Source organism: Brevundimonas lenta (assembly GCF_014196335.1).
GTDB classification, from domain to species: Bacteria; Pseudomonadota; Alphaproteobacteria; order Caulobacterales; family Caulobacteraceae; genus Brevundimonas; species Brevundimonas lenta.
Map to the genome: position 1 here is coordinate 980,712 of NZ_JACIDM010000002.1, position 20,348 is coordinate 1,001,059.

16 protein-coding genes are annotated in these 20,348 nt (G+C 67.1%); 7 read left to right on the forward strand and 9 right to left on the reverse strand.

The features are described 5' to 3' along the window. Positions 1-6: 6 nt before the first annotated feature. The 3 genes from GGR12_RS12345 to GGR12_RS12355 form a co-directional block, all read right to left on the reverse strand. Positions 7-534 (reverse strand): RNA polymerase sigma factor, encoded by a 528-nt coding sequence (locus GGR12_RS12345; RefSeq protein WP_183204682.1) that lies wholly within the window; start codon positions 532-534, stop codon positions 7-9. A gap of 135 nt (positions 535-669) precedes the next feature. Continuing rightward, positions 670-1,203, reverse strand: coding sequence for a porin family protein (locus GGR12_RS12350; RefSeq protein ID WP_183204683.1), 534 nt, complete (start codon positions 1,201-1,203; stop codon positions 670-672). A gap of 104 nt (positions 1,204-1,307) precedes the next feature. Continuing rightward, positions 1,308-1,898, reverse strand: a complete 591-nt coding sequence (locus GGR12_RS12355) for a TetR/AcrR family transcriptional regulator (protein WP_183204684.1) — start codon at positions 1,896-1,898, stop codon at positions 1,308-1,310. Between the two features lie 82 nt (positions 1,899-1,980). Between GGR12_RS12355 and GGR12_RS12360 the strand changes: the two genes are divergently transcribed. Further along, a complete protein-coding gene (locus tag GGR12_RS12360) occupies positions 1,981-2,436 on the forward strand; it encodes a nuclear transport factor 2 family protein (protein WP_183204685.1) in 456 nt (151 codons plus the stop codon). Positions 2,437-2,479: 43 nt separating this feature from the next. Here GGR12_RS12360 and GGR12_RS12365 read toward each other — a convergent pair whose 3' ends face one another. Together GGR12_RS12365 and GGR12_RS12370 are read right to left on the reverse strand one after the other, a co-directional pair. Beyond that, positions 2,480-3,223: a FadR/GntR family transcriptional regulator gene (locus GGR12_RS12365; RefSeq protein WP_183204686.1), complete on the reverse strand. Its 744-nt coding sequence runs from the start codon at positions 3,221-3,223 to the stop codon at positions 2,480-2,482. An 81-nt stretch (positions 3,224-3,304) separates the two neighbouring features. After that, positions 3,305-6,190 carry a TonB-dependent receptor gene (locus GGR12_RS12370; protein ID WP_183204687.1) on the reverse strand — a complete coding sequence of 962 codons (2,886 nt, stop codon included), beginning with the start codon at positions 6,188-6,190 and terminating at the stop codon, positions 3,305-3,307. A 290-nt stretch (positions 6,191-6,480) separates the two neighbouring features. Between GGR12_RS12370 and GGR12_RS12375 the strand changes: the two genes are divergently transcribed. Genes GGR12_RS12375 through GGR12_RS12400 form a run of 6 tightly spaced genes read left to right on the forward strand, consistent with a single transcriptional unit; the run spans position 6,481 to position 15,046 of the window. Next, positions 6,481-8,685 (forward strand): polysaccharide lyase 6 family protein, encoded by a 2,205-nt coding sequence (locus tag GGR12_RS12375; protein ID WP_183204688.1) that lies wholly within the window; start codon positions 6,481-6,483, stop codon positions 8,683-8,685. Further along, the gene (locus GGR12_RS12380) at positions 8,682-10,910 is read left to right on the forward strand and encodes a heparinase II/III domain-containing protein (RefSeq protein ID WP_183204689.1); all 2,229 of its coding nucleotides are present in this window, start codon (positions 8,682-8,684) and stop codon (positions 10,908-10,910) included. The genes GGR12_RS12375 and GGR12_RS12380 overlap by 4 nt, the downstream gene beginning before the upstream one ends. Before the next feature lie 8 nt (positions 10,911-10,918). Beyond that, positions 10,919-12,202 (forward strand): MFS transporter, encoded by a 1,284-nt coding sequence (locus GGR12_RS12385; RefSeq protein ID WP_246328863.1) that lies wholly within the window; start codon positions 10,919-10,921, stop codon positions 12,200-12,202. Beyond that, a complete protein-coding gene (locus tag GGR12_RS12390; protein WP_183204691.1) occupies positions 12,202-12,954 on the forward strand; it encodes an SDR family NAD(P)-dependent oxidoreductase in 753 nt (250 codons plus the stop codon). Before GGR12_RS12385 ends, GGR12_RS12390 begins: the two co-directional genes overlap by 1 nt. After that, positions 12,951-14,162 (forward strand): SGNH/GDSL hydrolase family protein, encoded by a 1,212-nt coding sequence (locus GGR12_RS12395; RefSeq protein ID WP_221212323.1) that lies wholly within the window; start codon positions 12,951-12,953, stop codon positions 14,160-14,162. Before GGR12_RS12390 ends, GGR12_RS12395 begins: the two co-directional genes overlap by 4 nt. Then, on the forward strand, positions 14,159-15,046 hold the full coding sequence (locus GGR12_RS12400; RefSeq protein WP_183204692.1) for a PfkB family carbohydrate kinase: 888 nt from the start codon (positions 14,159-14,161) through the stop codon (positions 15,044-15,046). The genes GGR12_RS12395 and GGR12_RS12400 overlap by 4 nt, the downstream gene beginning before the upstream one ends. 6 nt (positions 15,047-15,052) lie before the next feature. Here GGR12_RS12400 and GGR12_RS12405 read toward each other — a convergent pair whose 3' ends face one another. Genes GGR12_RS12405 through GGR12_RS12420 form a run of 4 tightly spaced genes read right to left on the reverse strand, consistent with a single transcriptional unit; the run spans position 15,053 to position 20,098 of the window. Continuing rightward, the gene (locus GGR12_RS12405) at positions 15,053-16,492 is read right to left on the reverse strand and encodes a basic amino acid/polyamine antiporter (protein WP_183204693.1); all 1,440 of its coding nucleotides are present in this window, start codon (positions 16,490-16,492) and stop codon (positions 15,053-15,055) included. A gap of 38 nt (positions 16,493-16,530) precedes the next feature. Then, on the reverse strand, positions 16,531-17,400 hold the full coding sequence (locus GGR12_RS12410; protein ID WP_183204694.1) for a hypothetical protein: 870 nt from the start codon (positions 17,398-17,400) through the stop codon (positions 16,531-16,533). 8 nt (positions 17,401-17,408) lie between these two features. Then, entirely contained in the window at positions 17,409-18,653 is a 1,245-nt protein-coding gene (arcA, locus tag GGR12_RS12415; RefSeq protein ID WP_183204695.1) for an arginine deiminase, read from the reverse strand. Positions 18,654-18,670: 17 nt separating this feature from the next. Continuing rightward, positions 18,671-20,098: a basic amino acid/polyamine antiporter gene (locus GGR12_RS12420; protein ID WP_183204696.1), complete on the reverse strand. Its 1,428-nt coding sequence runs from the start codon at positions 20,096-20,098 to the stop codon at positions 18,671-18,673. Positions 20,099-20,348: the final 250 nt, after the last annotated feature.

Genomic DNA, 20,348 nt, shown 5'->3' on the forward strand with positions numbered 1-20,348 from the left:
GCGGGCTTATGCCTCATCCTTGTCCTCCAGACCCAGTATGGCGGCGTACGCACGGCGCAAATGCTTCTCCACGGTGCTCAGCCCCATGCCCAGGTCCTCGGCGATGCGCCGCTGGGTTTCTCCGCCGATGCGGTGACGACGGAAGATCATGGCCCCCGGGTCGCCGAGGGCCTGCAGTCGGGCTTCCACGGCCGCCAGCGCCTCACGGGCGATCAGGCTCCGCTCCGCGTCCGCCGGCGTCGATTGGCCCTCTTCAGGCGGACTGGCAGAGGCGTTCCACGCCCCGTCCCGCGCAGCCGCCCGTCGCAGCCCGCGCCGGCGATCCAGCACCGCCGTGTAGACCATGCGGAACAGATAGGCCTGCGGATTCCCGATCGGCGCATCCGTCGAACGCAGCCGGATCCAAACGTCCTGGATCACATCATCCGCGTCTTCGCCCGCGCCCATGGCCCGCGCGCGGCGGACAAGCGCCGGTCGCATCTCGAGGAAAACAGCCTCGAGACCGTCGGCCTGGGGGGACGGCGGACGATTCATCGGCGCGCTATACACTGAACGACGCCGCTGGTGGCAAGCACCGACGCCGCAGACCGTCCGGGGAATGCTTCCTGTGATCGTCATCGCCGGCCGAAGGGCGCCCCCCCGCCACGGAGCGCGCCCTTCATTCCTGGATCAGAACCGCCGGATGTAGCTCAACGACATGACGTCGGCTTCGCCGCCGTTGTCGCTGAATTCACGGCGGGTCCAGTCGGCGCGGAAGCCGTCGTAGCTCGTCAGGAAGTAGTTGGCGCCGACGCCGTAGTTCAGGCTTTCGCCATCCTGCGTCACCCCGACGCTGGCCTCCGAGGATTCGACTTCGCTGACGCCGTAGCCGACCCGGGCGAAGACCTCGAAGCTGTCGCCGACCGGCAGGTAGCCGACCGCATAGGCGGCGGCGTCGTACTTGTGTTCGATCGTGCCGGAATTGCCGCCGATCGAAACGTCGAACTCCTCTTCGGTCAGGCCGAAGGAGGCTTCGCCCTCGATCCCGACGAAGCGGGTGAATTTCGCGCCCAGGCGAGTCGTGATCGTCCCGAACTCGTAGCTGTCACCATCGATCTGACCGTAACCGATCGAGCCGTAGAGGCCCGTTCCGTCATGGCTCTGCGCGGCGGCCGGCGTCGCCATGAGACCCGCAGCCGCGGCGGCGAGAATGAAGATACGCATACTCTGGTGTTCCCGTGTTGGCCCCCGAAACAGGGCTTGCGTGGGAAGGACGCCGCCCGCTCGTCATCGCCTTACGGCCACCGTCTGATTTCAGGAGCTGGCGGTCAGGACGCCGCGGCCGCCGCGATGATCCGCGCGAACAAGGCGGCGCGCTCCTCGCCGCGATCCGGCGCTTCCAGCCCCGCTTCGTTACAGAGCACCGCATAGCCGTGCACCAAGGCCCAGGCCGCGAGGGTCAGGTCGGCGGCGTCCGCCGTATCCGCCATGGCCGCAACGATCCCGGTGACGACGGCGAGCGCCGCGCCCTGCCCCGCCTGCACCTGCGGATGGCTGGCGGGGTCGACCAGCTCGCTAGCGAACATCAGCCGGAACAGCGCGGGCGACGACTGTGCGAACCGGATGTAGGCCAGACCCGCCAGGCGGAGCCGGTCCTGAGCGTTGGTCCCGTCCCGCTCCGACGACTCCATCGCGCGCCGCAACTGGTCGAACCCGTGCACGATCAGTTCCGCGAGCAGCGCGGACTTGTCGGCGAAGTGGTTGTACGGCGCCTGCCGGGAGAGACCGGCGCGTTCAGCCACCTGCCGCAGCGACAGGCCCGCGGCGCCGGCCTGCTCCAGCAACTCGCCCGCCGCTTTCAGCAGGGCGTTGCGGGCGTCACCGTGGTGATAGGTGGAGCGGACTTTCTCACTGACCATAGGAAACCTCTGACAGCCAATGTTGACATCGTCAACTTCGATCCCATGTTGTCACCGTCAACACTTGTCAGGGAGTTCCGTCATGTATCACGCCATCGTTCGTCACCAGGTCCGCAAGATCTTCGAAGGCCTCAGCCGCGGCGACTGGGAGACCGCCCTCAGCGGCATGGCCGACCGGTTCGAACACATCTTCCCGGGAGACCATGCCCTGGGTGGAACCCGGCACACCAAGCGCGGCCTGCGCGCCTGGTTCACCCGTCTGTACAGCGTCCATCCGCAGCTGAGCTTCAGGATCAAGCACATCGCGTCCAGCGGCATGCCGTGGGACACCACGGCGATCATCGAATGGCGCGATTATGCGATCATGGCGGACGGCGACGCGTCCTACGTCAATGACGGCGTCCACGTGATCCGGCTTCGCTGGGGCAAGATCGTCAGCCTGCACCCTTACCTGGACACGCAGAAATACGCTGCCGCGCTTCGCCGTCTCGCAGGAACGGGCTTCGCAGAAGCCGGCGCGGCGCCGATCGAGGACTGATAGCAGAACAGGAACGGCGGACGCCTGGTCCGCCGTTTCGCCTTCAGATCCGCGTCGTCGCCAGGAAGCGCTCGCGGTCGTGTTCGGTGCGCCGCCGGACTTCGGCCAGGGCCTCGGATTCCGTGGCCTCGAGCATTTCCTCGAACAGGCGATGGAAATGGTCGCGCATCGCCGCGCGCGACGCCTGCGGGTCGCGGTTGCGCAGGGCGTTCAGGATGATCGAATGCTCGTCCGTGCGGGCGTCCCAATCGTGGTGACAGACCCGGGCGTAGACCTCGCGGACCCGCGGCAGCTCGTTGCGCATGCGCCAGATCAGCTGGACGCAATGCTCGACCACCGGGTTGCCCGAGATGCGGGCGATCGCGAGGTGGAATTTCTGGTCCGCCTCGGCGGCCGACTGGTCCGTCGACTGCGGATTGGTCATGGCGACGATCAGTTCTTCCAGCTCGGCGATCTCGGCATCCGTGATGTTCGCAGAGGCCAGGGCTGCGGCCTCGGCCTCGATCACCGCGCGGGCGGCGGTCAGGTCGAAGGCCGACACGTCCGGAAGGCCGCCTGCGGGCGCCGCCGGGCGCGCCTGAACATAGACGCCGGATCCGGTCTTGATGATGATCCAGCCCTGCGCCTCAAGCGCGATTTCGGCCTCGCGGATCGTGACCCGGCTGACGTTGAAGCGCTCGGCCAGGTCCCGTTCGCCGGGCAGTCGTGAGCCCGGCGGGAAATCGCCCGACTCGATCAGCGCCCGTATCTCGGTGGCGATCGACTGGTAGAGGCGAGTCTCGGACATCGTAGAGGCAGATCCTTTCCGCAGAACCGCAGTAGACCGAGCGGAACGGGCCCAGGCAAGCGCCCGGGCCCGTCAATCGGATCAGAAGCGATACCGCGCCCCGAGATAGTACCGGGGACCGTAGGCGTTGTACTCGCGCACGCTGCCCGAAATAGGCATGTCGTGGATGCGCGGCTCGTCGTTCAGGTTGGAGGCTTCCAGCATGAACGAGAGGTTGTCGGTCATCTGGTACGACGCGCGGAAGTCCCACACGCCGGTGTCGCGGATATAGCGGTTCTGCGACGGAGCCCCAACGAACTTCTGATAATATTCAGTGCGATATTTGTAGATGCTCTGAACTTCGAACGGGCCGATCTCCCAATAGAGCGATCCCGAGAAGACGTGGTTCGACAGACCGAAGATGCCGGCCGGATCGACGATCCCGGGCGTCACGACGCCGGTGATCGGGTCGAGCTGGTCGCCCAGACGCAGGTCGTGGGTTTCGTAGTCCGTGTCGGCGTAGTTGTAGCTGGCCTTGAAGCCCAGACCGTCGAACGGCGCCGGCAGGTTCGAGAAGCGATGCGCCGCCGTCAGTTCGAAGCCGAGCAGCTCGCTGTCCTCGTCCGTCGCCGAATCCTGGATCACCGGAACCGTCACGGTCTGGCCGTCGATGACGAAGGTCTCGTCGATCACCACCGGCATGAAGCCGCCGTTGAACTGCTTGTAGTAGACCGCGGCGCTGACGATCGAATCCGCGTTCGGATACCATTCCAGCGACAGGTCGGCGTTCCACGACATCAGCGGTTCGGCGCGCGGATTGCCGTTGGCCGTGATGCTGGCGATCGCGTCTTCCACCGTGGCGAAGGACGTGCCCGCTTCAAGGTTCAGCGTACGGCCGGCGCCGAGTGCTGCCGGATCCGGACGCGACATGGCGCGGAACAGGCCGACACGCAGTTGCATATCGTCGCGAACCTCGAAGTTCGCGTTCAGGCTCGGCAACCAGGCTTCCGAACTCGACTCGATCGTCTGGGTTTCGAACGTGCCGTTCGAGACCAGACGGATGGTGCTGTCGGGGTTGGTGACGATGTCGAAACCGCCGCGCAGGCCGACCGAGCTGACATCGGTCTTCACATAGCGAAGGCCGACGTTGCCGGTCACCGGCAGACCGAACAGCATGGTGTCGAAGTCGCCCATCACATAGGCGGCCGAGGTGTTCTCGGTGACGTCCCGGTTGCCGATGGCGCGACGGTCGGCGTTGGGGCCCGTGTCTTCCTGGCCGGTGATCGCCTCGAACAGGCAGCGGGCGTCGAAAGTGGCCCAGCTGGTGATCGTGTTGCCCTGCGCGGACGACAGGAAGTCGTCCTGGCCGAAGCCGCGACGGCAGGCCAGGTTCGCGTCCCGGATCGCCGCGGCGGTCGTCACGTTGATCTCAACGCGGTCGTCGTTGTCCTTGTAGGTCAGCTCCGAGAACCGCAGGCCGGCGTTGACCGAGGTCAGGAAGCTGTTCTCGACCGCATAGGCGCCGTCGAAGCGGGCGGCGATGATCTCGTTGTCACGGACCGACTCGTCCCGACGCGCCCGGGCGGCCGCGCTGAAGTTGTCCCAGTCGTTCAGGTCGTAGAGCGGATTGACCACGATCGCGGGAATGTCGTTGCCGCGCGTATCGAAGGTGTAGGCGACGCGCTGGCCGTTGATCACCCCGGCCACCGGGGCGCCGTTGATGTCGGTCGCGTTGGAACGCAGGCGCACCTGGCGATCCATCTCGCTGCGGAAGGTGCTCGAATAGGAAACGTCGGTCGACAGCGTCAGCGCTTCGAACGGCTGCCACTCCAGCTTCACGCCGCCGCCTTCGTACTGCTCGTCGCGGATACGGAAGGTGGGCGTGGATTCGATGGTGCTGTTGCCGGTGTAGGCCATCAGAACACCGTCGTCGGTGACGACGCGGTTGTTGGCTCCGCGCATCGTCTCCGAGAAGTTCAGATCATTGCGCTCCTCGGTGTAGGTGCGGCGCGAGTTCTGATAGTCGACCGCGATCTCCAGGCTGTCCGTCGGCTGCCACTGCACCGCCGCGAAAACCGAATCCCGCTGATCGTGCTCGGTGAACTGGCGATAGGTGCGGCTGCCCGCCGTCAGATAGTACGGCGTGCCCCCGGCGACCTGGGCCGGCGTCACCTGGGAACAGTTTGCGGTCGTGGAAACCGTCTGGGTTCCATTACAGGCCACCCAGGTCGAGCTGCTGGTGAACAGCTCTTCGGGGTTGCTGCCCTCAAGGCTCTGAACACCCACCGAAATGCCGAGACGTCCGGCGTCGCCGAGATCGAACTGGTCGATGTAGCTGGCGGTGCCGCGCCAGCCGATGCCGGACTGGTCGTGCAGACGGTCGTCGTAGCCGGCGTAGAGGGCCCGGCCTTCCAGCAGAATGCGGCGGCGTCGGAAGTCAAGCGGTTGCACCGTCTCCATGTTGACGATGCCGGACACGCCGCCTTCGATGAAGTCGGCACGCTGCGTCTTGTAGATCGCGACCGTGTTGATCAGTTCCGACGGGAACTGGTTGAAGTTGACCGAGCGGTCGCCGCTGCCGTTGGTCGCTTCGCGGCCATTGAAGGTCGCAGCGCCCAGGAACGGCCCGAGGCCGCGAATCGAGATTTCGGACGCGCCGCCCTTTTCGCGGTGGGTCGAGGCGCCGGTGATGGTTTCGATCGCTTCGCCGATCGACAGCGCCGGCAGGTCGCCGATGTCCTCGGAAGACAGAACGTCGGCCACGACCGTCTCGTCGCGCTTGCGTTGGATCGACGTCTGGATCGAGCCGCGGATGCCGGTGACCACGATCTCATCGATCTGGGTCGCGTCTTCCGCCGGAGCGGTGTCCTGCGGCGCTTCCTGCGCCATAACCGGAGCCGCGTACAGCGGCAGGGCGATGCTGCCCAACAGAATCGTTTTCAGCGCCGCGCGCTGGATGGGACGCAGAGCCCCCGCTTGATGCCGCATTCTATCCTCCCGTGTCCGTTTTGACCGGACTTACCGGAACCGTTCACCAATCCGGCCAGACCTGTCAACCAATTCATTGAAGCTGGCAGCCAAACTGGTCAGGCGAACCCCACATCCGCTGGCCATCTAGCCACACCTTCGCGCGGCAAATCCGATCCGACAGGCCCAATACCAGCGATACGCGCTGGATCGCCTGTCCAATTCTCTGTTTTTGGCCTAGCCAATCGGTTGACGGCTTAGTCCGGTCTGCTAGCTTCGGCTGGAGAGGTCGAAGACCCGAGGGAGGAGCCATGTTCACGCGCCTTACAGGCGCGGTCGTCGCACTGGTTGCGACTGCCGCCGTTCTGACACCGGCCGCTTCGGCGTACGCCGCCGACACCCTGGTCAGCACCCAGGCCGAATACGCTGCGGCCGTACGAACCGCGCGACCCGGCGACCGGATCCTGCTGGCCGACGGTGAATGGCGGGATTTCCAGATCCTGTTCACGGGTGAAGGTCAGCGGGACCGCCCCATCACCCTCACGGCCCAGACGCCGGGCGCTGTCATCCTGACCGGACAATCCAACCTGCGCATGGCGGGCGAGAATCTGGTCGTCTCGAACCTCGTCTTCCGGGACGGCTGGTCGCCGACCGGGGAAGTCATCTCCTTCCGCGAGACCCGCGCGCGGCGGGCCAACTACAGCCGCGTCACCGGCGTCGTCATCGACGGCTTCTCCAAGCCACAGCGTGCTGATTCCGACAACTGGGTCGCCCTGTACGGCCACCACAACCGCTTCGATCACAACCACCTGGCCGGCAAGACCAACGCCGGGACCACGCTGGTGGTCGTCCGTGACGAGGTGCAGGGCCTCGAGAACCGGCACCTGATCGACCACAACTACTTCGGTCGCCGGCCCAACCTGGGCTCCAACGGCGGCGAGACCATCCGCATCGGCACCAGCCACGACTCCGCGTCCGACTCGTTCACGACGGTGACGGCCAACTGGTTCGAGCACTGCGACGGCGAGGTCGAGATCGTCTCGAACAAGTCGGGCGCCAACATCTATCGCGGCAACGTCTTCTTCGAATCGCGCGGCGCCCTGGTGCTCCGCCATGGCGACGGCAACCTGGTCGAAGACAACGTCTTCATCGGCAACGGCGTGCCCAACACCGGCGGCATCCGGGTCATCAACCGCCGCCAGATCGTGCGTAACAACTACATGGAAGGCCTGCGCGGCGAAGGCTTCGCCAGCGCCCTGACCGTCATGTACGGCGTGCCGAACTCTCCGCTGAACCGCTACGTCCAGGTCCAGGACACGGTCATCGAGAACAACACCATCGTCGACGCCGGCCAGATTTTCCTCGGCGCCGGCATGGACGCAGAGCGGTCCGCCCCGCCGATCTCGACCCGCATCGCCAACAACCTGATCGTCAACCGTGACGGCAGCGATCCCTTCCGCGTGCTGGGCGACATGTCCGCCGTGACCTTCGCCGGCAACATCCAGTCGCCCTCAACGGCGCTCGCCGGCTTCGAAGGGCAGACCGTCGCCATGGCGCGGGGCCGGGGCAGCCTGATGGCTCCGCAAGGCCTCGACGGCGTCGGCGCCCGGCGCGATCTCGCCTTCGTCTCCCGCAGCGCCGTCGGCGTCAGCTGGTACCCCAAGGGTGCGGCCAACGCCGCCCTCGACAGCGGCGCCCAGCGGACGGTCGCGCCCGGCGAGGACACCCTGACGACCGCCATCGCCGCAGCCAACGCCGGTGATCGCCTGGTGCTCTCGCCCGGCGTCTACGTCGTCAACCAGGTGATCGGCCTCGATCGCGCCATGACCGTCGAAGGACCGGCCGAGGGCGAAGCCCGCATCCAGTTCTCCCGTCCCGCCCTGTTCGAGATCGACCGAGGCGGCTCGCTGAAGCTGGACCGCCTGACCATCTCCGGCGCCGCCAGCCCCGACGAAGCCGGCAACGCCGTGATCCGCGCCGGCAACGGCGCCGCGGACTACCAGCTGCTGATCTCCAACACCGCGTTCGTCGATCTCAAGATCAACCGCGCCTTCAACGTCTTCTCCGCCGGACCGGACACCCTGGCCGAGCGCATCGCCCTTACCGGCGTCACCGTGGACGGCGCCACCGGCTCGGTCATCGCCGCGCACACCGAGACCGAGGATCTGGGCACGTACAACGCCGAAGTCATTGAGATCACCGGCTCGACCTTTCGCGACATCGGCGGCCCGATGATCGACCTCTATCGCGGCGGAACCGACGAAAGCACCTTCGGTCCCCGCCTGGTGCTGACCGGCTCCACGCTGGAGCGGGTCGGCCGCAGCGGCGACGCGCCCGCCTCCGTCAAACTCTACGGCGTCCAGCGCGCGGAGCTGTCGGGCAACACCTTCCTCGACAGCGCGCCGGTGACCTTCTTCCGCAAGGTCGGAGAGCCGGTCCTGATCTGGAGCGGCAACACGCTCAACGGGACCCCTGCCCTCGTCACCAACACGCCTTCGGTTGAGGCCGCTCAATGAAGCGCCCCCTCCTCACCCTCCTGATCGCAGCCAGCTGCGCCCAGGCGCCGCTTCTGCTGGCCAGCGCGCCCGCCTCCGCCCAGGCCGTTCGCCCGGTCGACGACGCCTCCCCCGTCCTGGTGTCCGCCGAAGCCTGGCGCGACATGGCCGAGGCCGGCGATCGCTATCCGATGTTCAGCGAGGAGCGCGCGCGTATCCAGGCAGAGGTCGACGCCGCCATGCGCGCGGGCGTCGACGTGCCCGTCCCCCGCGACCTGGGCGGCGGCGCCACCCACGAGCAGCACAAGCGCAACTACAAGGCCCTCGCCGGCGCGGGCGCCCTGTACCGGATCACCGGCGAGCGCCGCTACGCCGACTTCGCCCGCGACATGCTGCTGGAATACGCCGAGCTGTACCCGACCTTGGGCGCTCACCCCGCCGGCCGCTCGTCGGTCAAGGGACGGCTGTTCTGGCAGGCGCTGAATGACTCGGTCTGGCTGGTCTACGCATCCCAGGGCTACGACGCGATCCGCGACACCCTGAGCGCTGAGGACCGTCGCACCATCGACGAGAACGTCTTCCGCCGAATGGCGCGCTTCCTGTCGGAAGAGAACGCCCCCTACTTCGACCGCATCCACAACCACGCGACCTGGGCGACCGCCGGCGTCGGCATGACCGGCTATGTCCTGCGCGATCCCGAATTGGTCGACCGCGCGCTGCGGGGCACGGCTCACGACGGCAAGGCGGGTTTCATGCGCCAGATCGACGAACTGTTCTCGCCCGACGGCTACTATGCCGAGGGCCCCTACTATCAGCGCTACGCCCTGGCGCCGTTCGTCATCTTCGCCCGCGCCATCCAGCAGAACGAACCCGAACGTGGCATCTTCGCCTACCGCGACGGCGTGTTGATCAAGGCCGTCGAGGGCGTCGTCCAGGCGTCCTACGAGGGTCTGATCGTTCCGGTGAACGACGCGCTTCCGGAAAAGGGCATCGACAGCGAGGAGATCGTCACGGGCGTCGCCATCGCCTACGCCCAGACCAACGATCCACGTCTGCTATCGGTCGCCCAACGCCAGGGCCGCACCCTCCTGAGCCCGGACGGCCTGGCCATCGCCCGCGGCCTTGTCGAAGGTCAGGTTCAGCCGTTCGACTTCCGCTCGATGCAGCTGCGCGACGGCCCGAGCGGCGACAGCGGCAATCTGGTCCTGCTCCGCCAGGGCGGCGAGACCGGCCAGCTTCTGGTCATGAAGAACACCCAGCAGGGTCAGGGCCACGGCCATTTCGACCGGTTGAACTGGCTGTTCTACGATAACGGCAACGCCGTCATCACCGACTACGGAGCGGCGCGCTTCCTCAACGTCGAAGCCAAGAACGGCGGCGGCTATCTGGACGAAAACGACAGCTGGGCCCAGCAGACGGTCGCCCACAACACTCTCGTCGTGAACGGCCAGAGCCAGTTCGGCGGCGACTGGCGCGTGGGCGAGGAACACACGACGACACCGCTGCTGTTCCAGGTCGCTGACGGCCTGCAGATCGCCTCGGCCCGCATCGATACGGCCTACGCAGGCGTGTCGATGGTCCGGATCCTGGCCCTGATCGAGCATCCCGATCTCGCCTACCCGATCGCCATCGACCTGATGCGCGCGGACGGATCGGCGCCCGCCCTCTACGACCTGCCGCTGCGCTTCAACGGTCAGATCATCACCCAGGGCTTCGAGGCGCGACACGCGCTGACGGAGCGTCCGGTCCTCGGCGACCGCGCCGGCTACCAGCACCTGTGGGTCGACGCGCAATCGGACCCGGGCGTCGAGACCCGGAGCCTGACCTGGCTTCTGGACGGCCGGTTCTACACCTATCGCTTCGGCGCCTCCGCCCCGACCCGCGCGCTGCTGGTCGAAAGCGGAGCGAACGATCCGAACTTCAACCTGCGCCGCGAACAGATGCTGATCCGGCGCATGGACGGTCAGGCCGACGCCAGCTTCTACGCAGTGCTCGAGCCCCACGGCGCATACGACAGCCGCGCCGAAACGGTCACCGGCTCGACCAGCCGCATCCGCGACATCACCCGCGTGCGCGGCGATGACGCCGAAGTGGTGATCGTGACCCTGGCGTCCGGCAAAACGCTGGCGCTGGGCGTCGCCGACGATGTGTCGCCCGGCCGCTCGCACACCGTGCGCGCCGATGGACAGACCTGGCAATGGACCGGCGGCTACGCCCGCTTCGACCGCGACGGAGACGGCAAATGAAGACCGGCATGAGATGGGTCATCGTCGCCATGATCGCCGTGGCGACGGTGATCAACTACATCGACCGCAACGCCCTCGCGGTGATGTGGCCAGAGATTGCGCCCGAGATCGGCGCGACCAAGGAGGACTACGCCCTCCTCGTCACCATATTCATGGTCTTCTACGCCATGGGGCAGTTCGCCTTCGGCAAGCTGTTCGACGCCATCGGCGTGAGGCTGGGCTTTGCCTTGTCGATCGGGGTGTGGTCGGTCTCGATCGCCCTGCACGCCGTAGCCAGCTCTATCGCCTCGTTCGGCGTCTTCCGCGCCATGCTGGGCATCAGCGAGGCGGGCGCATGGCCGGGCGCGGTCAAGGCCAACGCCGAGTGGTTCCCGGCGCGTGAGCGCGCCTTCGCCCAGGGCATCTTCAACGCCGGTGCCTCGATCGGCGCCATCATCTCGGCTCCGCTGATCGCGCTGCTGTTCCTGTCGCTGGGCTGGAAGGGCACCTTCCTGCTGATCGGCGCCCTCGGCTTCGTCTGGGTGCTGCCGTGGCTGATCATCTACCGCGCCGGTCCGGACAAGCATCCGTGGGTCAGCGCCGCCGAGCGCGCCCTGATCCTCGACAAGCCCGCCGCCCAGCCGACCGAGGCGCCGCTCGCTCCGGCCTATGTTCCGACGGTGCGTCAGCTGCTGACCCACCGCCAGAGCTGGGGCGTGATTCTGACGCGCTTCTTCCTCGATCCGATCTGGTGGCTGTTCGTCTCGTGGCTGCCGATCTACCTGGCCGAGACCTTCGGCTTCGACATCAAGCAGATCGGCATCTTCGCCTGGGTGCCCTACGTCGGCGCCATGATCGGCAGCCTGTTCGGCGGCTGGCTGTCGGGCTGGCTGATCAAGTCGGGCCGTTCGGTCGACACGGCGCGCAAGGCGTCGATCACCCTCGGCGGTCTGGTCATGATGCCCTGCCTGCTGATCGCGCCCAACATCACCGATCCGACCATCGCCGTTCTGGTCATCGCCGGCGTCCTGTTCGGCTTCCAGGTCGCCATCGGCAACATCCAGACCATCCCCGGCGACCTGTTCGACGGCCGTTCGGTCGGCTCTCTGGCCGGCGTCGGCGGCATGGCCGCGGTGGCGGGCACCCTGATCACCACCTGGCTGGTCCCGGCCATGACCAAGGTCTCGTACGGCCCGATCTTCATCCTGGTGGCGGCGCTGGTGCCGCTGTCGCTTCTTTCCCTGTGGTTCATCACCGGCCGTATCGCGCCGGTGGCCCCACTCCACTCTGATACCCCCCAAAAGGACTTCTGATGCGTTTGAACGACAAGGTCGCCATCGTCACCGGCGGCGGCCGCGATATCGGCCGTGCGGTGTCTCTGAAACTCGCCGCCGAGGGCGCGAGCCTGGTGATCAACTTCGCCAATGACGAAGCCAGCGCCACGGAGACGCTGAAGGCGGTCCAGGCCGTCGGCGCGCAAGCCATCCTGCATCGCGCCGATGTCTCGACCGGCGCCGGGGCCGACAGCCTCGTCGCCGCCGCGCACGCCGCCTTCGGGCCGCGCGTCGATATCCTGGTCAATCTGGCCGGGGGCATGGTCCAGCGCCGTCCGCTGGCCGAGATCGACGAGGCCTTCTTCGACCAGGTCATGAACCTGAACCTGCGCTCGGCCTATCTGATGACCCGCGCGGTGGTCCCGTCGATGAAGATGGGCGGCGCGATCGTGAACTTCTCGTCGCTGGCCGGTCGTGACGGCGGCGGACCGGGCGCTTCGATCTACGCGACCTCCAAGGGCGCGCTGATGACCTTCACCCGCTCGATGGCCAAGGAGCTCGGCCCGCAAGGCATCCGCGTGAACGCCCTTTGCCCCGGCATGATCAGCACGACCTTCCACGACACCTTCACGAAGTACGAAGTGCGCAAGGCGGTCGCCGCCGCCACGCCGCTGCGTCGCGAGGGCCGCGCTGAAGAGGTCGCCGCCACCGTGGCCTTCCTCGTGTCCGAAGACGCCGCCTTCCTCAACGGCGTGAACCTGGACATCAACGGGGGCCTGTTCTTTTCGTGACCCGTCGGGCGAAGGATTTGCTGTGCGCGGCCGCGATCGCGCTTCTCGCGACCGCGGCGGCCGGCGGCGCCTTCGCCCAGACGCCACCCGTGACCTGGACGCCGGCATGGACCGCCTCGGCGGCCCCGGCCCGCTTTGACGGGACGCCCGAGGCTCCGCTCGGCTACCTGAACCAGACAGTGCGCCAGGATATCCGTCTGGGAACGGCGGCCGAGGCGGTCCGGCTTCGCCTCAGCAACGAACTGGGAACCGAGCCCCTGCATGTCGCCTCGGTCTTCCTGCGCCTGACGGGCGGCGAGGGCTCCGCCCTGCCCGTCACCTTCTCGGGCATGACGGATGTCATCCTGCCGCCGGGCGTCGCCCTCCTCAGCGATCCGGTCCCGGTCAGCGTCCCCCGTTTCGGACAGGTGTCGGTCAGTGTTTTTCTGCCTGAGGCCACGCGGGGCGTTGTCCGCCGCTCCGCCGTCCGCATCGGCGATGGCGACGCGCCCGTCACAGATGACCTCAAGGTTCAGCGGCGTCAGAACTTCATCTCGGCTGTGTTCGCCGCAAACGATCATCCGCCCGCCGTCGTCGCGGCTCTGGGCGATTCCATCACCGAAGGCGCCACCGCGACCCTGGGGGCCGACGCCGACTGGCCGTCCGTTCTGGCCCGACGGCTGGACGCCGTCTGCCCGGCTGGCTTCGTGGTGGTCAATGCCGGCATTAGCGGCAACCGCGTCGTCCAGGACGGCCGCAGCCCCAACGCCATGGCGCGACTGGACCGCGACGTGCTCAGCCTGCCCGGCCTGACCCATGTGATCCTGCTGGAGGGCATCAACGACATTCGCCACAACGGCGATCCCGCCCAGCCCGGCCGCAGCGCCGAAGAGGTCATTGCAGGCTATCGGCAGATCATCGACCGCCTGCACCTGCACGGGATCAAGGTCATCGGCGGCACCGTCACGCCCTTCGCCGGTTCCGAACGGTTCGACGAACGCTCCGAGACGGCTCGTCAGGCGCTGAACCGCTTCATCCGCGACAGCGGCGCCTTCGACGCCGTCATCGACTTTGATGCGGCCGTCAGGGATCCTGCCAGTCCGGCAGCCATGTCGGCGGGCACGCACCGCGACGACCGCCTGCATCCCAATGACGAGGGCTACCGCCGCATGGCCGAAGCGATCGACGTATCCATCTTCCAGCCCGACAGTCAGGATTGCGGACAGTGAAGATCGTCTCCTTCGGCGAATGCATGCTGGAGCTGTCGCGCTCGGCGGACGGCGAGGCGAAGCTGCGGTTCGGCGGCGACACGTTCAACACCGCCCTCTACCTCGCCCGGCTCGGCGTTAAAGTCCGCTACGCCACCGCTCTCGGCGCCGACGTCTGGTCGCAGGAAATGAAGGCCGCCTGGGCAGAGGAAGGCGTCGATCTGGATCTGGTCCTGACCGATCCGCACCGTCTTCCCGGCCTCTATGCGATCCGCACGGGCGCGGCCGGCGAACGGACCTTCTCGTACTGGCGCGAAACCAGTGCAGCGCGGAACTTCTTCAGGCTGCCGGGATCGGAACAGGCGCTGGCGGCCATGGCCGAGGCCGACCTGCTGTACGTGTCAGGCATCTCCCTCTCCCTGTTCGACGACGCGGATCGCGCGCAGCTACAGGCCGTCGCCAGAACGGTCCGCGACCGCGGCGGCGACGTCGCCTTCGACCCCAACTACCGTCCGCGCAACTGGGCCTCGGCGGACGAAGCCCGCCGCGTGATCGCGGACTTCGCCCCGCTTGTCACCGTCGCCCTGCCGACCTTCGAGGACGAGGCTGCCCTGCATGGCGACGCCACGCCCGAAGCGACCGCCGAACGTTGGCGGAGCCACGGCGCGCGGGAGGTCGTCGTCAAACTCGGCCCCGACGGCGCCCTGCTGGCGGACGACAGCGGCCTGCATCACATAGCCACCGCCCCGGTCGACCCCGTCGACACCACCGGCGCGGGCGACAGTTTCAACGCCGGCTATCTGCATGCGCGGCTCAGCCGGCAGGACGCCCCGTCCGCCGTCCGGGCCGGCCACGCCCTGGCCCGGCGGGTCATCCGGTATCCCGGAGCGATCATTCCGCGCTGACCGCCGTCAGATGGTGATCACGCCCGACGCCAGCCCGTAGACGCCCACTGCCGCCGCAACGACGACCAGGCCGAACACCACCGCATCTCCGGGCTTGAACACCCGCTGCTTCTGCTCGCGCATGGCCATGACGAACAGCAGGGTGCTGGGGAGATAGAGCAGCGCCGACAGCACCAGATACTTCGACCCGCCGGCGATGATCATCAGACAGGCGTACAGGGTCGCCACCACGGCGCAGACCAGATCGCGGTTCCGGCCGGCGGGTTCCTCGACATAGCCCTTGCGCGTCCAGGCCAGCTGCACGCCGTAGGCCGCGACCAGCAGATAGGGCACGAGGGTCATCACCCCCGTCATCTTCAGCGCCATCAGGAACGCCTCCTCGGCGAACCACGACACGATCAGGAACAGCTGGATGATCAGGTTGGTCAGCCACAGGGCGCCCGCCGGAGCGCCGGCCGCATTCTCCTTCGCCAGGAAGGACGGCATGCTGCCCTCGCGCGCCGCCGAGTGCACCACCTCGGCCGCCAGCAACGACCACGACAGGTAGTTTCCCAGCACCGAGATCAGCAGCCCGACGCTGACCAGCACCCCGCCCCACGGGCCCACCACATGGGCCATCACGCCGGCCATCGACGGGGTCGCCAGCGCCTGCAGGTCGGGTCGCAGCATGACCCCGTAGGACAGCATGGTGACGAGGACCAGCAGGCTCAGCACGCCGAGGAAGCCCAGCACGGTGGCTATGCCGACGTCCTCGCGCCGCTTGGCGTAGCGGGAATAGACGCTCGCCCCCTCGATGCCGACAAAGACGAACACCGTCACCAGCATGGTGGCCCGCACCTGGCCGGCCAGCGTCCCCAGGCTCGGGACCTCGCCGCCCCAGAAGTTGAAGGCGAAGATGTCGGCCTGGAAGCCGGTCACCATGACGAACAGGAACAGGCCGATAGGGATGATCTTGGCATAGGTCGCGACGGCGTTCAGCGCCGCCGCGCTCTTCACCCCGCGCAGCACCAGATAGTGACAGCCCCACACCAGCACCGAGGCCGACAGGATGGAGACGAGCGTCGTGCCGTCGCCGAAGATCGGGAAGAACTGACCCAGGGTCGACTTGATCAGGATCAGACAGGCCGTGTCCGCAAAGCACGCGCCGATCCAGTACCCCGCCGCCGCAACGAACCCCAGGTAGGGACCGAACCCCGCCCTCGCGTAGGCGAAGATGCCGGAATCCAGATCGGGCCTTCGCTTCGCCAGCGTCTGGAAGACGAAGGCCAGCATCAGCATGCCCGTCCCGGCGATCGCCCAGGCGATCATCGCGCCGAAGCCGCCCGTCGCCCGCGCAAAGGTGGCCGGCAGGGCGAAGATGCCGGACCCGATCATCGAGCCGACCACCAGCGCCGTCAGCGCCCGCAGTGAAAGCTTCTCGTCGGTCGATCCGTTCAGGCCGGCCATGGGTCTCCCTCCTGAGGCGCGCCCCGCCGCGGCCCGGTTCAGAACTGTCTCGTCAGCTCGACTCCCAACTCCAATGCGGTGAACCGCGACGCTTCACGGTTCGAAAAGCGGTTGATGAAGGCGCCTTCCCACTCAAGGTCCCAGCCGCGCCCCAGCGACCTCTGCGCGATCAGCACCACGCCCGCCGTCGCGTCGTTGCGTCCGCTGCTGGCTCCGCTGGTGAAGTCGGAGACGGCCAGGTCGCCCTCGATGGTCACCTCGTGCCCCCAGATCGGCTCCGACAGGACGTGGCTCGCCGTCGCTGTCCATCGGCTCCGGCGCAGTTCGGCGATGTCGGAGTCCTGGTACTCTGCAGAAATCTCGACGTTCAGATGTTCGCCGCTCACGGAGTAGGTGAGGTCGCTGATCCGGAGCGTCAGGTCCTGATCCGAGAAGTCGTTGCCGAAGATGCCCAGCAGGATGAACTCGGCCGTGAACTGACCGGGGCCCAGCGCATGCTGCGCGAACACGAACCCCTCCAGCCGCCCTTCGCCGAAATCGTCGTCATGGCCGCCGGCGTAGTAGTCGGCGTCGATCTGCGCACCGCCGCCGATATCCCAACCGCCCCAGGTCACGGGCGTCACATTGATCCCGAACGCCGGCGTCACATAGACCGCGTCGATCGTGTCGAACCGGCTGGTGGCGGCGTTGGTCGTGTACGTCCCGTCCAGCGAAAACTCGAAGGTGATCGCCCTTCCCCTTGCCTCTTCCTGCGTCGGCAACTCGTCGGGGTCGTGCGGCAGGCGGCCCAGGATGTCGTCGATGTCATAGCGGGCCGACGGATCGGGATCCTGGTCCTGCGCCCGCGCTTCGCCCGCGAGCGGACCCGCCAGCAAAACGACGCCGACCAGGAGGCCCGCTGCGCGCATGCCGCCGCCTAGAAGTCCACCGCGTCGCGGATGATGGGACAGGTCATGCAATGCCCGCCGCCCCGGCCACGCCCGAGCTCGGCCCCGGTGATCGTGATCACCTCGATGCCTTCCTTGCGCAGCAGGGTGTTGGTGTAGGTGTTGCGGTCGTAGGCGAAGACCACCCCGGGCGAGGCGCAGACAAGATTGGCCCCGCTGTCCCACTGGGTGCGCTCGCGCATGTAGTCGTTGCCGCCCGTCTCCACGACCCGCATCTTCTTCAGGCCCAGGGCGTCCCGGACGGTATCGACGAAGCTTCCCTTGTCCTTGTGCAGCTCCACTCCGCCCTTGCCGTCCGGCCGGTAGGAGAAGGCCTCCACGCTGTTGACGATGTCCGGGTACAGCAGCACGCAGTCGCGATCGGCGAAAGTGAAGACGGTGTCCAGGTGCATGGCCGCCCGCAGCTTCGGCATGGCGGCGACGATGACCCGTTCGGCCCCGCCCTTTTCGAACAGGGCGGCGGCCACCTGGCTGATGGCCTGGCGCGACGTCCGCTCGCTCATCCCGATCAGGACATTGCCCTTGCCGATGGGCATGACGTCGCCGCCCTCAAGCGTCGCCAGCCCCCAGTCCCTGGTCGGATCGCCCCACCAGACGTTCACCTTGCCGGCGAAGTCCGGGTGGAATTTGTAGATCGCGGTCGTGAGGATCGTCTCCTCGTGCCGCGCCGGCCAGTACAGCGAGTTCAGCGTCACGCCGCCGTAGATCCAGCAGGTCGTGTCGCGCGTGTAGAGCGTGTTGGGCAGCGGCGGCAGCAGGTACTCGTTGACCCCCGCTGCGTCGCGGATCAGCGCCAGCTGCTCGCCGCCGATGTCCTCCGGAAACTCGAAGGTCGACAGGCCGCCGATCAGCGTCTCCGCCAGCTCGCGGTTCGAAAGGCCGTCGAGATAGGAGCGGACCTCATTGAGCAGGCCGAGGCCGATCTGATTGGGCGCCACCTGGTGGTCGAGGATCCAGGCCTTCGCCTCCGGGATCGCCACCGTCTCGGCCAACAGGTTGTGCATCTCGACGACCTCGACGCCGCGATCGCGCATCTTGGTCATGAAGTCGAAGTGGTCGCGCTTGGCGTTGTCGACCCACAGCACATCGTCGAACAGCAGGTCGTCGCAGTTGCTGGGCGTCAGCCGCTGGTGGGCGCGGCCGGGCGCGCAGACCATGACCTTGCGCAGCTGGCCGACTTCGGAATGAACGCCAAAGGCCGTGTCGGTCGCCATCGTCTTGTGCCTTTCAGTCAGGGTGTGATGCGGCCGCTCAGCAGGCCGTAGACCCCGACCAGGGCTGCGACGATGGTGACGGCGAAGATGACGAGCTCACGCGGGTTGAACAGCCGGGCCTTCTGCTCCCGCCGCGCCCAGACGTAGAGGATCGTTCCGGGGGCCAGCAGCACCGCCAGCAGGACCACGTATTTGATGCCCGCGGCGGCGAACATGAACAGGGTGTAGAGGACGGCGATCCAGGCGAAGATCTGGTCGCGCAGCCGTTCCTTCGGCGTGGTTTCGTAGCCCTCGCCGCGCCGGGCGATCAGCACGCCGTATCCCGCGACCAGCAGGTAGGGCAGCAGCGCCGTGACGCTGGTCATATCCAGCATGAAGTTGAAGGCGTCGGCGGACCAGTAAGTCGAGATGATGAACAGCGAGACGACGACGTTGGTCAGCCAAAGCGCATTGGCGGGCACCTTCCGCCCATTCTCGGCGGCAAAAATCCTCGGCATGTCCTGCGACTTGGCGGCCGCGAACAACACCTCGGCGCAAATCAGCGACCAGGCGAGATAGGCGCCCAGCACCGAGACCAGCACGCCGATCGAGATGAACACGGCGCCCCAATGCCCGACGATCTCCTCAAGCACGCTGGCCAGGGAGGGCTGGGTCAGCCCGGCGATGGTCGACTGGGGCAGGGCCGCATAGGGCAGCAGGGTGATCGCCACCATCAGGCCGGTGACGCCGACAAAGCCCAGGATGGTCGCCCGGCCGACGTCGGACCGTTTGGTGGCGTAGCGCGAATAGACGCTGGCCCCCTCAATGCCGAGGAAGACGAAGACCGTGATCAGCATGGTGTCGCGCACCTGCTGCAGCAGCGACTTCTCGGGCATGTCGGCGGCGCCGAAGAAATTGGTCGAGAACTGATCCCAGTTGAAGACGACCACCATCGCGATCAGGGCGACGACCAGCGGCACGATCTTGGCGATGGTGACGACCAGATTTACGAACGCCGCCTGTTCGACGCCGCGCAAGATCATGAAGTGGAAGGCCCAGATGCCGACCAGCGACACGATGATGGCGACGATGGTGCTGCCGTCTCCGAACAGGTCGGGGAAGAAGCGCCCGAGGGTCGAGCCGATCAGCACCCAGTAGAAGACGTTGCCGAGACAACTGCCCAGCCAGTAGCCGAACGCCGACAGGAAGCCTGGATAGTCGCCGAACCCGGCCTTGGCGTAGGCGAAGACGCCGGAGTCGATGTCGGGCTTCTTCTCGGCCAGCGCCTGAAAGACGCGCGCCAGCATGTACATGCCGGTGCCGGCGATCCCCCAGGCGATCAGGGCGCCGAACGGGCCGGTGGCTGCGCCGAAGCGACTGGGCAGGTTGAATATCCCCGCCCCCACCATCGAGCCGACCACCATCGCGGTCAGCATCGGCAACGACATCTTCTGGGCGGACTGCATGTCTGGCGCGACCTCCCTCGTGCTGACCGCGGGTCTGGCCCTCAATAGGGCCGGCGGCGGGGCAAGGGTCATCCGGGGAACACCTGAGGTCCGGCCCCATGATCCACGAGGGCGCCGACGTAGGTCGGACGCCCCGCCGCGCCCTGCTCCCTCCTTCAGCACTGCGACCGGGCTCCGGGTTTCGCCTGACGGTCCGCCGAATTCGATCGGGCATATGACTTTCGGGCAGGAGGACGTCCGATGCCCCATG

What these genes read in the sequence shown, in the direction of transcription:
- GGR12_RS12345 (WP_183204682.1), bottom strand. Translation starts at nt 534, where the DNA reads ATGAATCGTCCGCCGTCCCCCCAGGCCGACGGTCTCGAGGCTGTTTTC.
- GGR12_RS12350 (WP_183204683.1), bottom strand. Translation starts at nt 1,203, where the DNA reads ATGCGTATCTTCATTCTCGCCGCCGCGGCTGCGGGTCTCATGGCGACG.
- GGR12_RS12355 (WP_183204684.1), bottom strand. Translation starts at nt 1,898, where the DNA reads ATGGTCAGTGAGAAAGTCCGCTCCACCTATCACCACGGTGACGCCCGC.
- GGR12_RS12360 (WP_183204685.1), top strand. Translation starts at nt 1,981, where the DNA reads ATGTATCACGCCATCGTTCGTCACCAGGTCCGCAAGATCTTCGAAGGC.
- GGR12_RS12365 (WP_183204686.1), bottom strand. Translation starts at nt 3,223, where the DNA reads ATGTCCGAGACTCGCCTCTACCAGTCGATCGCCACCGAGATACGGGCG.
- GGR12_RS12370 (WP_183204687.1), bottom strand. Translation starts at nt 6,190, where the DNA reads ATGCGGCATCAAGCGGGGGCTCTGCGTCCCATCCAGCGCGCGGCGCTG.
- GGR12_RS12375 (WP_183204688.1), top strand. Translation starts at nt 6,481, where the DNA reads ATGTTCACGCGCCTTACAGGCGCGGTCGTCGCACTGGTTGCGACTGCC.
- GGR12_RS12380 (WP_183204689.1), top strand. Translation starts at nt 8,682, where the DNA reads ATGAAGCGCCCCCTCCTCACCCTCCTGATCGCAGCCAGCTGCGCCCAG.
- GGR12_RS12385 (WP_246328863.1), top strand. Translation starts at nt 10,919, where the DNA reads ATGAGATGGGTCATCGTCGCCATGATCGCCGTGGCGACGGTGATCAAC.
- GGR12_RS12390 (WP_183204691.1), top strand. Translation starts at nt 12,202, where the DNA reads ATGCGTTTGAACGACAAGGTCGCCATCGTCACCGGCGGCGGCCGCGAT.
- GGR12_RS12405 (WP_183204693.1), bottom strand. Translation starts at nt 16,492, where the DNA reads ATGGCCGGCCTGAACGGATCGACCGACGAGAAGCTTTCACTGCGGGCG.
- GGR12_RS12410 (WP_183204694.1), bottom strand. Translation starts at nt 17,400, where the DNA reads ATGCGCGCAGCGGGCCTCCTGGTCGGCGTCGTTTTGCTGGCGGGTCCG.
- arcA (WP_183204695.1), bottom strand. Translation starts at nt 18,653, where the DNA reads ATGGCGACCGACACGGCCTTTGGCGTTCATTCCGAAGTCGGCCAGCTG.
- GGR12_RS12420 (WP_183204696.1), bottom strand. Translation starts at nt 20,098, where the DNA reads ATGCAGTCCGCCCAGAAGATGTCGTTGCCGATGCTGACCGCGATGGTG.